Source organism: Streptomyces sp. NPDC054813 (genome assembly GCF_053611365.1).
This window is the reverse complement of sequence record NZ_JBSHAF010000064.1, coordinates 1-9790: the sequence shown is the minus strand read 5'-3', so window position 1 is coordinate 9790 and position 9790 is coordinate 1. Positions and strand designations below refer to the sequence as shown.

The 9790-nt window shown below is 69.4% G+C and carries 7 protein-coding genes and 4 pseudogenes; 5 read left to right on the top strand and 6 right to left on the bottom strand.

Going from position 1 to position 9790, the window contains the following annotated elements; genetic code table 11:
* Nucleotides 1–251 precede the first annotated feature (251 nt).
* Nucleotides 252–1145 carry a DUF1963 domain-containing protein gene (locus ACWGJB_RS49670; protein WP_453386612.1) on the top strand — a complete coding sequence of 298 codons (894 nt, stop codon included), beginning with the start codon at nt 252–254 and terminating at the stop codon, nt 1143–1145.
* Between the two features lie 16 nt (nt 1146–1161).
* On the opposite strand, the pseudogene ACWGJB_RS49665 reads toward ACWGJB_RS49670, so the two are convergent.
* Nucleotides 1162–1497, bottom strand: a pseudogene (locus ACWGJB_RS49665) (transposase); the annotation flags it as partial.
* A gap of 13 nt (nt 1498–1510) precedes the next feature.
* On the opposite strand from ACWGJB_RS49665, the gene ACWGJB_RS49660 reads away from it, so the two are divergent.
* From ACWGJB_RS49660 to ACWGJB_RS49650, 3 genes and pseudogenes are all read left to right on the top strand, one after another.
* Nucleotides 1511–2197: a hypothetical protein gene (locus ACWGJB_RS49660; RefSeq protein WP_453386611.1), complete on the top strand. Its 687-nt coding sequence runs from the start codon at nt 1511–1513 to the stop codon at nt 2195–2197.
* 185 nt (nt 2198–2382) lie between these two features.
* Nucleotides 2383–2771, top strand: a pseudogene (locus ACWGJB_RS49655) (IS5 family transposase); the annotation flags it as partial.
* 150 nt (nt 2772–2921) lie between these two features.
* On the top strand, nt 2922–5147 hold the full coding sequence (locus ACWGJB_RS49650; RefSeq protein ID WP_453386610.1) for a haloacid dehalogenase-like hydrolase: 2226 nt from the start codon (nt 2922–2924) through the stop codon (nt 5145–5147).
* 409 nt (nt 5148–5556) lie between these two features.
* Here the strand turns inward: ACWGJB_RS49650 and ACWGJB_RS49645 are convergent, their stop codons facing one another.
* From ACWGJB_RS49645 to ACWGJB_RS49630, 4 genes are all read right to left on the bottom strand, one after another.
* A complete protein-coding gene (locus ACWGJB_RS49645; protein WP_453386609.1) occupies nt 5557–5802 on the bottom strand; it encodes a hypothetical protein in 246 nt (81 codons plus the stop codon).
* Nucleotides 5803–6060: 258 nt separating this feature from the next.
* Nucleotides 6061–7587 carry a flavin-containing monooxygenase gene (locus tag ACWGJB_RS49640; RefSeq protein ID WP_453386608.1) on the bottom strand — a complete coding sequence of 509 codons (1527 nt, stop codon included), beginning with the start codon at nt 7585–7587 and terminating at the stop codon, nt 6061–6063.
* 138 nt (nt 7588–7725) lie between these two features.
* The gene (locus ACWGJB_RS49635) at nt 7726–7941 is read right to left on the bottom strand and encodes a hypothetical protein (protein WP_453386614.1); all 216 of its coding nucleotides are present in this window, start codon (nt 7939–7941) and stop codon (nt 7726–7728) included.
* A 77-nt stretch (nt 7942–8018) separates the two neighbouring features.
* Nucleotides 8019–8777 carry a class I SAM-dependent methyltransferase gene (locus ACWGJB_RS49630; RefSeq protein WP_453386613.1) on the bottom strand — a complete coding sequence of 253 codons (759 nt, stop codon included), beginning with the start codon at nt 8775–8777 and terminating at the stop codon, nt 8019–8021.
* A 368-nt stretch (nt 8778–9145) separates the two neighbouring features.
* On the opposite strand from ACWGJB_RS49630, the pseudogene ACWGJB_RS49625 reads away from it, so the two are divergent.
* Nucleotides 9146–9363 (top strand): annotated as a pseudogene (locus ACWGJB_RS49625) (transposase); the annotation flags it as partial.
* Nucleotides 9364–9447: 84 nt separating this feature from the next.
* On the opposite strand, the pseudogene ACWGJB_RS49620 reads toward ACWGJB_RS49625, so the two are convergent.
* A pseudogene (locus ACWGJB_RS49620) lies at nt 9448–9790 on the bottom strand (hypothetical protein); the annotation flags it as partial.

Below are 9790 nucleotides of genomic sequence, written 5' to 3'. Positions count from 1 at the left end.
TACGGCATGAACTTGACAGCCATACCCAGGGCCCCCGGGCCTCCCGATCGTACGAGTGACCGGAATCAACCCACCAACAACGTAAGGAACTTGAACTCGTCATGTCGGGTGTTGTCAGGGCCGACCGCGCGCTGCCCCGTGACCGAGAACGGGGGCCTGCTGCTGGATCCGACGGACCGTGCGGCTACTCTCAGCCCACCGCGGCCTCGGCCGTGGCCAAGCCAACGCTTTGGTCTGTGAGGAACACTCCGATGGCTCGCACCACCCCGCCACGTCCGCTCGATGTCGAGACGCTGTTCCCTGAGGTGGCCAGCTATCGGAAGACGGCCGTTCGCCTGCATCCGCGCCTCGGCGATCCGAGCGCGCGGGAAAGCTCGCTCGGCGGACCCGTACTCTGGCCGCTCTCGGAGCCCTGGCCCCAGTGCGAGGACAACCACCCGCGCACGGCGTTCTCCCCTCCCGCCCAGGGACCGATCCCGCTCGTCCCAGTCCTCCAGCTCTTCGCGGCCGACGTGCCTGACCTGGCCTTCCCCAGCGCCACCGATCTGCTGCAGGTGCTGTGGTGCCCCTTCGATCACGAGGACGGTTACGTTCCCCGCCCCGAGATCTATTGGCGGGACGGCTCCCTGAGCGACCTGCAGCCGGTCAACCGACCCCGCCCGACCGGCGCTGACAACGACTACCTTCCGGACCCGTGCGTCCTGCACCCTGAGCGTGTCACCGACTACCCCAACTGGGACCTCCCGGACGAGGTCGCCGACGCGCTCGAAGCCAGGTTCGAACAGCTGGAGGAGGAAACCGGCTGGTCTTACTCGTCCCACCTCTCCGTGTCGGACGGCGTCAAGGTCGGCGGGTATCCGACGTGGACGCAGGAGCCCAACTGGCCGACGTGCCCGACATGCCGTGTGCGCATGGAGCATCTCCTGACGATCAGCAGCAACGAGTTCGATGGCGAGAGTTGGCGCACGTGGCTGCCCATCGAGGACACCCCGGCCATGGGAACCATCTGGGACCTTCCATACGAACAACGCACCGAGATCCAATGCCCCCCTGGGCTCATGCTCGGCGACATGGGCGGCATCTACCTGTTCGAATGCACCAGCTGCTCCGACAGGCCCTTCGCCTACCGCTCAGATTGTTCTTGACTGCGCGCTGCTTCGATCAAAGGGCCAAACTGGTGCCTGCGAGGCAGCCGTCGATCACTTCGGGGCGGTACTGCAGCATCTTGAGCTTGCGCTTCACGGCCCGGGTGATCTGACCGAGGTCGGCCGCCGCGAGATTGCCGATGTCGCGCTTGACCAGCGACCACACGCCTTCCTGCGGGTTGAGGTCCGGGGCATAGGTGGGCAGCTGGAACACGGTGAGCCACTCGACGTTCGCGGCGATGAACTCCCGCGTGCCAGCCGTCAGGTGCAGGCGGACGTTGTCCCAGACCAGCGCGATCGGGCCGCCGAGTTGGATACGGGCGCGGACGATCAGGTCGCGGAACTCGCGCCAGGTCAACCTCTCCATGCTCGCCTACCAGCGCCGCAACTGGCCCGAAGCACTCGCGGCAGCACAAGCGGCACAAGCTTCCTACGCGGCTCGACGGGACCCGTTCTTCGACTCGCTGGGCCGGGTCCGCGTCGCCCTCGCCTACGCGGCACTCGGTGACGGACGGGCCGGCCTGCGATCCCTCGGCTCCGCCCAAAGCACCTACACCAAGGTGACGGAGCGCGAACGTCCGCGCTGGACGGCCTTCTACGGCCAGGCCGAACTCGACCACCTCGGCGCCATCGTGCAGTTCAACAGCGAACGCCCTGCTCACGCCGAGGCCATGGCCCACCGCGCCCTGGCCAAAATCCCGGGTTCCTTCCGGCGCAACAGGGCACTCGCAACCGCCCAACTCGCACTCGCCCAGCTCCATCAGGGCGACGCAGAGCAGGCCACGGCCACCGCCGCAGACGTGTTCACGATCATGGACGGCGACCCCCTGCCCGGTCGCATGCGCACCCTCATCGGCGACTTCCACCGGGGCCTGTTCGTCCGGGCCTCCTCCGCCTCCTACGCACGAGACTGGGCAGACCGCATGCGCACCACAGCATCTCCCACAAGCGGACGTAGGCGTCGTGAACGCGCCGGGCATCCGCAGACTCGGCGGCAAAGCCCGAAGCGTCGGCCGCCGCGCGGGCCAGCGCTACGCAGTCGTCCCTGCTGAGGTCTCCATCGCTGTTGCGGTCCAGCAGATCGAAGCACCTGGCAATCTTCCGCTCCAGGAACGTGTTACTCATCGCACGCCTCTCGTGTCGGGGACATCACCGGCAACGTCCGCTGCAAGAAACACGAAGACACAAAAGGTGGCACTTACGACATTCCGAACGTTCGATCATGGTGCTCCCCCTACGAGGGACCAGCCACCGGGCAGTCATCAACAACATTCTCTTCCGCCAGCGGACTGGCATCCCGTGGCAAGACATGCCCACACGGTTTGGGAAATGGAAGACGGTGCATGACCGCCACGGGCGTTGGTCGGCGGACGGCACATGGGACCGGCTCCTTCGGGCCGTCCAGGCCGACGCCGACGCGGAGGGGCGGATCGACTGGAGCAGTGTGAGCATGGATTCCCCGGTACGCCGTGCCCACCAGCACGCCGCCGGGGCTCGTCACCGGCCGGCATGGGTACCTGGACGCCGCAGGCGGCCAGTCCAGCACGGCCTGACGAGGCGGTGAGCCGTTCACGTGGCGGGCTTACCACCAAGATCCACCTGGTGAGTGTCGGCGGATGCCGCCCCAGTTGGATCGTGCCCGCCGAATCAGTCGAGGTCCACGCTTCGGCGCGTTGCGGGCAGAAGGGGGAGGTCGACGTGGCGCTGGTGTCTTCGATCGGGTGACAGGGCGGGGAATCGGCCTCGGCGCGGTGGCGTGCCCGCGAGGCTCGGAGGATGCGTATCGCGGTGTTGGATGTGGACGGGACTCTGATTGCCGACACCCTGGCCGGTCCGTTGCCGACGATGCTGGCCGAGGCTGGGCTCGCTCCCCGGGACCGGCTGGCGCGGCTGCGCCGGGCGCAGGTGGCCTCGGATGCGGGGGACCCGCAGGCGGCGGCGCGGATGAACGAGTTGTTCGCCGCGATGCTGAGCGATGTGCCGTGCCGGGCAGTGTCCGCGGTGACGGCCCGGCTGTGGCAGCGGCAACGCGAGCGGCTGTTCGCCTTCGCCAGGCCGCTGGCCGCGGCGTTGAAGGAGGCCGGCTATGTGCCCCTGCTGATCTCGGGTGGCCCGCAGGAGATGGTGGCTCACCTTGCGTGTGAGCTGGGCGTGACCCTGTTTCGCGGCACGCGGTTCGAGGCGGCTGACGGCCTGTTCACCGGCCGGGTCACCTCAACTGTCGCCGACGGCAAGGACAAGGCTGCACAGGACCTGGCAGGCTCCGGGCGCATCGACTGGCCGGGGTCGCTGGCGGTGGGCAACTCCCTGGGCGACGTCTCGTCGCTGAGCCGGGTCGGCCGGCCCGTGGCGTTCGAGCCCTCCCCCGCTCTCAGGATGCTGGCCCGCCACCACTCATGGCCCGTGTGTGACCGCACCAGCCTGCTCACGTATCTGCGCGACCAGGCCGCCCTGCCCGTCTCCCTGCCAGCCTCGGCCCGCGACATGCGGTCGGCCCACCGCGCGGCGTCCCCGGCATCGGTGAGCAGCGCGACCCGTCGGCTGACCGTGCGGCTGCTCGCCCAGGTCGGCGGACAGGGAGCCGTCACAGGCGAGTGCAGCAGCCGGGTCACCGAGTCGGCCCTGATGCTGACCCTGCTGCGCCGTCAGAAGGCCCTGCCCGGGACGCAGAGCAGGCTGCACGCCTACCTGTCGCGCAGCCGTGCGGCCGCAGACGCCTTCGATGCAGCAGTCATCGATGCCACCCTGAACGGCATTCCCGCAGGCGACCGGCACCGGCTCATCGAGCAGACCTTCGACGGTGCCGCCCAGCACTCCTCCGACCGCAAGAAGCTCGCCCTGGAAGCGATCCTTGCCGTCGTGGGACCCGAGCCCTTCCACGTCGAAGCCCCCTCCCACGCATTCGAGCACCACAACGAAGCCACCTGGACCCGCCTGCGGCAAATCGCCATCCACCACCTGCACCTGCCCGACCCGGTAGCCCCGGAACTGACCGCACGCCTGCTGCGGCTGACCGAACGCTGCCAGGACCGGGGAATCATCGAGGGCAACGTGTTCGCTCACCTGTTCGCCCTACTGTCGCTGCAGCGGACGACGCCCGGCCACCGGATCATCCAAGACGGCATCACCGCGCTGGCCAAAGCCGTCCGCGACGACGGCGGCATGCCCTTCATCACCAGCGAGGAGATCTTCTGCACCGCCACCGCGGGCCTCGCTCTGGCGCGCGCCGGCGCCGACCGGCAGGTGCTGCACACGATGGGCGACTACCTGGCAACCCAGCAGGCCGACAACGGCGGCTGGGCCTACGCGCAGGACGTCGTACAGACCGACACGGACACCGCCACCCACGTCCTGTCCTTCCTGCACGCCCTCGGCCCCGAGCGGTACCGGGCAAACATCCACGCCGCCCGGCAGTTCCTGGCGGCGCACCTGGGCGAGGACGGCGGGATGCCGACCTATCTACCCGGTCAGCCCTCCGAGCCGACCATGACCGCCAACGCCATCACCGCCCTGCAGCCTTATCACTTCACCCACGGCCCCCTGCTGGAGCGGGCAACCCGCTACCTCCTCAACGCGCAAAAACCCGACGGCACTTTCGAACGCAGCTGGAGCCTGAGCGAAGCCAACGCCATGCTCCGCGCCCTGACCGCCCTCACGCTCGCCCACCGCCACAACCCCTCAATGCATCAAGGACGCCTGGGCCCGGCCATCGACTCCATCCACCAGCGCCTGCTCGTCACCGCCAACCCCGACGGCGGCTGGGGCCAGACCCCCAGGGAGGGCAGCGACCCGATGAGCACCGCCTACACCCTCACCGCGCTCGCCCCCACCCACCGCACCCACCCCACCGTCCACAGCGGCCTGCGCTACCTTCTGGGCGAACAGAACCCCGACGGCGGATACACCTCCCCCTCCGACCAAGCCGCCCCCCGCCCCCTGCGCTACACCATCCCCGTCCTCACCGACATCTTCGTCCTCCTCGCACTCACCCACTACGCGTGAAACAGCACCCGACCGGGCGCGAAGGCCAAGATAAGGCTGCCGCACCAGTTGCTTCGGGGAGCCACCGGAACTCCTTGCTCAAGAGCGCAGGGGCGTGTTCGGTCATCGGCAGACGCACGGCCAGGTCGTCGCCGAGACGCCAGAGCTGGTTGTCCCAGCCCGAGCGGACCGGCTGAATCTCACGGTCCGTCAAGTCGGGGTGCTGGTCACCAACAAGATCACGGACAGAGCTCCTGCAGGTGCCGGCTCATTCCACGTGCTCCTCCGAGGAGTAGTGCGGGCGAGGGCCCGCGCAGATTCCCTCTGCGCGGGCCCTCGCTGCTGCTGGGCGACCTGCCCGTCGAGGTCCTGGGCCGACTGCAGAGATCAACTACGCTGGCCATCGCGGCATGACAACCGGTGTCCACGATCAAGGTGGAAGCCCGCCGGTCCCCTCCACCCCGGCCCGCGACACCGGCCCGAACCCGCGCGCCCATTCAAGAAGCAGACGGTAGCCCGACGCGGTGGCGGCAAAGGCCGCGGTGCCGAGCACCGCACCCGGCCAGGAGAGCGCGGCGGCGACATGAACATCCCGGTGAGTGTCCACACCGAGGACGACCTCCCCCACGGTCAACGGCTGCGGGCACGTTGCCGAAGCGGTGAGCAGACTGGTCATGGGCATTCCCCTCCCGACTGAACGACATCGAGGGCCAGCACCAAGCTGGGTGGGCAGGACTCTGAGGCTGGCAAGCGCTTCTGCCACCCCGTCTGCCAAGCGGACCCGTACTTGGCCCCCACCGATCAGGAGAGCCGTCCGGACACGCACAGGCGGCTGAGCTGCGGTCGTGCGTCACAGCCGAGAGGCCGCCCGATCATCAGCCAGGTCCAGGGACAGCCGAGCCGTTCAACGGCTGTCGCCTGGGACGTTGGCGCGTCATGTGGTGACTCCTTCCTCATCCGCCGGGAAGCTGTCTTCCGCCACCGCCCGGGGTGCAGGCACGGGAGCAGGTGCCGATGGTGCGCGGCAGATGTAGGCAGCGGCATCGAAGCGGTTCAGGGAGCGGGTGAGCCGGCCGGTGGACCAGGGCCAGCAGAAGGTGTTCCGCCCGCTGGAGTGGAAGTAGTAGCTGGAGCAGCCACCCGCGTTGTACACGGTGGTCCGCAGTGCCTCCTGCACCGCGGTGTTGTAGGCGGCCTGGACAGCCGGTCTGACGTCCATGGAGACGTGGCCTTCGCGGCGCAGGTGCCTCAGAGCGGCACCCAGGTAGGCGAGCTGGGCTTCGAGAACGCTGATGGCGGAGGTGGAACCGGAAAGGAGGTTGGGGCCCAGGAGGAGAAAGAGATTGGGGAACCCAGTGACGCTGGTGCCGAGGTATGCCTGAGGGCCGTCCCCGGCCCAGGTCTCGTGCAACGTCCGGCCTGCCGTGCCGTGCACACTGCGGGCCAGCGGCAGCTCACCAACTCGGAAGCCGGTGGCGGTGATCACCACGTCGGCCTCGATCTCGGTGCCGTCGGCACCGATGAGGTGCCGGCCGCGTACGGAGGACAGAGCGGTGGGGTGGAGGTGGACACGTGGCTGGGCCAGGGCCGGGTAGAAAGTGCTCGACGTCAGCAGACGCTTGCAGCCCAGGCGGTGGTCGGGCGTCAGCGCCCGGCGCAGCTCCGGGTCACGGACCGTGAGACGCAGATGAGCCCGGGCCGCAGTCTGGAGAGGACCTGCCAGCCGAGGGTGGCGCAGAGCGTAGCCGATGCTCTCCTGCAGGCCGTACTGGCCGGCCCGCAGGGTGCGCCGTATGCCTGGAATGCGGTCCAAACACCAGTTGAGGGCCGGGGGAACCGGCAGGTCGGGCTTGGGCAGCAGCCACTGTGGGGTGCGCTGGAAGAGGTGTACGGTCGCCGCCCGGTCCTGGACGGCCGGGACGATCTGGACAGCGGAGGCGCCACTGCCGACGACGGCCACCCGTCGGCCGGTGAGGTCCACGGCGTGGTCGTACTCAGCGGTGTGGAACACCGGCCCGGGGAACTCGTCCAGGCCCGGCACATCGAGGCGCCGTGGCTCATGCCACGGTCCGGTGGCCAGGACCAGAACCCTGGCACGGTATTCGCCGTCGGTGGTCTGCACAAGCCAGCGCCCCGTGTTCTGGTCCCACCGGGCCTCCAGGACACGGACACCGCAGCGCAGCACCTCGCCGACTCCGTACCGGTCCGCGGTCGTCCGCAGGTAGTCATAGATCTCCAGCTGCCCGGCGAAGATCCTGCTCCACCGCGGGTTGGGGGTGAAGGAGTAGGAGTACAGCGAGGACGGGACGTCACAGGCGCACCCCGGGTAGGTGTTCTCCCGCCAGGTTCCCCCGAGCTGCGACGCCTTCTCCAGCACCACAAGGTCACGCCAGCCCTCCTGGCGCAGCCGGATGGCAGCACCGATGCCGGAGAACCCGGCGCCGACCACCACCACCTGCACATCCCCGCCCCCTCGCGGCCGGGCATCACATGCAGGCTCAGGCAGAAACGACACAGTCCCCCCATGGTGTCGAGACCCGCGAGGCCCTCCCCGGGACCCGGCGTCAGGCCCAGTGTGGGGGAAAACGGAAGCACACCGTCAGGGCGTGAAACCGGCGCACGAGCGGAGTACGGTGGCGCCGAAGCGCCGCTCGATGCCGTGCACCACCTCGACCGGAGGCGCGGCGCCGCCCGACACGGCCAGCCGCAGCCGACCGGCGTCAAAGCCCGCGGGAAGTTCGGCGCGCAGCTGCGCCGCGTACGTCGTCGGCACGCCGAGGAACACGGTGACCCCGTCACGAGCCACGATCTCCAGATGCAGCGCTGGGCACCCCTGCGACGGGCACGCGTCGAGGTCGGCTCATGCCTCCTCGGCGTGGGCGTGCCCTGAGTTCAGGCCGCGCGGAAGACGTACGCCGTCATCGGGGCGGCAACCGGGCCTGGGCCCAGACGGGCCGTCATCTCCCCGATGACGGTGGCCCGGACGGTCGGCCCGTCGCCGCGCTCCTCGACGGCCGCGCGCACCGGCGTCCCAGTGAGGAACCCGGTGGCGACATCGGCGGCCGACGCGGCCCGGCCCTCCAGCGTCAGCTCCTGCTCCTCCTCGACGGCGAACCCGGCGGCCGCCAGGTCAACGGCCACGACGGCGGGGTCGGCGTAGCCGTGCAGGACCGTCGGAAGGAACTGCGGCGGGTCGGTCGGAAAGGCCCGCTCCAGCCCGGCCTGCAGCGCGGCACCGAAGGCGTGCGTGCCGAGCGGGCCCCAGGTGTTGAACAGGAACCGGCCGCCCGGGGCCAGCACCCGGCGGACCTCGGTGAAGGCCGCGACCCGGTCGGGGAAGAACATCACGCCGAACTGGCAGACCACCAGGTCGAAGCCTCCGTCCGGGAACGGCAGCCGCTGCGCGTCGGCCTGCCGCCACACCGCGCCCGGGGCCCTGGACGACCCAAAAGCGACCATGGTCTCGTTCAGGTCGGTGGCCGTCACCTCGGCCGACTGTGCCGCCGCGAGCAGTTCCGACGTCAAAGCGCCAGTACCCGCGGCCGGTTCGAGGATCCGCCGAGGGTGGAGTGCCGCCGCTCGGGCGGCCAGGTCCTCGGCGAAGGGCCGGAAGACCACCGGCACGAGGTACTGCTCATAGGCCGCCGGCATGGACTCGAACCACCGCCGGTCGGCGTCAAATCCCGCCACCTTCACCACGGTAGGGCCGCCTCACGAAACCTCCGCCCCGCCGCGCCGCCATGCACTCTGGAACCGACCGCGTCTGACTACGCGGCAGGTTCCCCGACGCGGCACTGGACCCCATCAGCGCCGTCGATGTCCGTCCTACGACCGGACAAGCTTCCCTCGCTCCGATCCCGGTTAGGCACCAGGCGAGCGCGGCAAGGGTGAACGAGGCGCGGCTGCCGCGCACTGGGCCGGCCGGGCTCAGACTGCTCGTGGGGTCGGAAACGGTGCCGGACGAGCGGTGGCTCCCCCTCTTGATGCGGAGCCATCGGCGACACCGACCGGGTTTCACCGAGATCCGCCGGGTCGTCTGCACCACCAACGCCATCGCGTCCGTCGACGCCCGGATCCGCCGGGCTGTCAAGGCCCGCAGCCACTTGCCCGACGAGCACGCCGCGCTGAAATGCGTCGCCCCCGCCGGCAAGGGACAAGCCCGCTGGACCAGCCACTCAAAGACCGCCCCGCCTTTGACGTCACCCTCGACGGCCGGCTCAGCGCAGCACGGCACTGACCTCAACAACCTTACGTTCACCGTTGATTGGACAGCCTCTTGGCCGGCAACGAGGGCCCGGGAGGTAGACCGTCCTCACCGCGATCACCCTGCCCGGACCCCTGTCCTGCGGGACATCGGGGAGCGGGAAGGGCGGTGGGTGTGGAGGACGAGCAGCGCCAGGGCGCCGGTCGCTGCGGACCAGGTGAGGGAGAGCAGGCCGTGGGACCAGGGGATGTGGGGGGTGAGGGCTGAGCTCAGCGCCAGCTGGTTCACGCCGTACAGAGGAAGCGCGGACACGCCTGTCACGTCCATGAGTGTGTTGAAGACGGGATTCTGCAGGCCGGTGTCGACCAGGCTGAGCATGATGATGAGGAAGAAGCCCTCCAGCTCGCCGCGGACCAGAGAGCCGAGCAGAAGACCGATGCCGCCGTAGGCGAGGCCGGCG